Here is a 746-nt window from a genome sequence, read left to right on the forward strand (position 1 = left end):
CAGGCGGTCGCAGCGCTCGGCGACTTCCGCGACCGCCTCCGGCTCACCGGCCGTGCGGTCCTCGCCGAGGACGCGGGCGAGCAGGGCGGCGGCCTCCTCGGGGCCGAGCACCCCCAGCGGCAGCGGGATGCCGCCGGTGCGGACCACCAGGTGGCGCAGCCGGCTGCGGCTGGTGACGATCGCGACCGGGGCGGGCTCGCTGTCGGTGGCCGGCGGGTCGGGCAGCAGCGGGGCGAGCTGCTCATAGGAGGCGGCGTCGTCCAGCACGACCAGCATCCGCCGGCCGCCGACCAGTTCGCGGTAGCGGCGGGCGCGGTCCTCGGGGTCGCGCGGCAGGGCGTCCGGGGCCGTACCGAGCGCGGTGAGGAACTCGCCGAGCACCTCGGCGGGTTCGCGCGGCCCGTCCGGGTCGAAGCCGCGCAGCTCGGCGTGGAGGACGCCGTCCGGGAAGTAGGCGTCGCCGCGCCGGGCCGTCCACTGCCGGACCAGGCTGGTCTTGCCGACCCCGGCGGGGCCGGTGACCAGGATCGGGCGGCCGTCCCGGGCTGCGGGCACCACCTGGTCCAGCCGGGCGAGTTCGTCCGTCCGGCCGACGAACCGGCGGTCGGCGGCGGGCCGGGCACCGGACTGCTCGCCGGCCAGGCGCAGCTCCGGGCCGGGTGGCCGGGAGAGCCGGGCCACCGCGCGCTCGTAGCGCTCCCGCGCCTCGGCGCTCCGCCCGTCCTGCTCCAGGCAGCGCACCAGCC

At 79.2% G+C, this 746-nt stretch carries 1 protein-coding gene; it reads right to left on the reverse strand.

The genetic code is table 11. The features are described 5' to 3' along the window. On the reverse strand, positions 1-746 hold a 746-nt coding region (locus tag AE652_RS42470), incomplete at both ends, for an ATP-binding protein (protein ID WP_159028757.1).

Source organism: Kitasatospora sp. MY 5-36 (assembly GCF_001182915.1).
Classification (GTDB): domain Bacteria; phylum Actinomycetota; class Actinomycetes; order Streptomycetales; family Streptomycetaceae; genus Kitasatospora.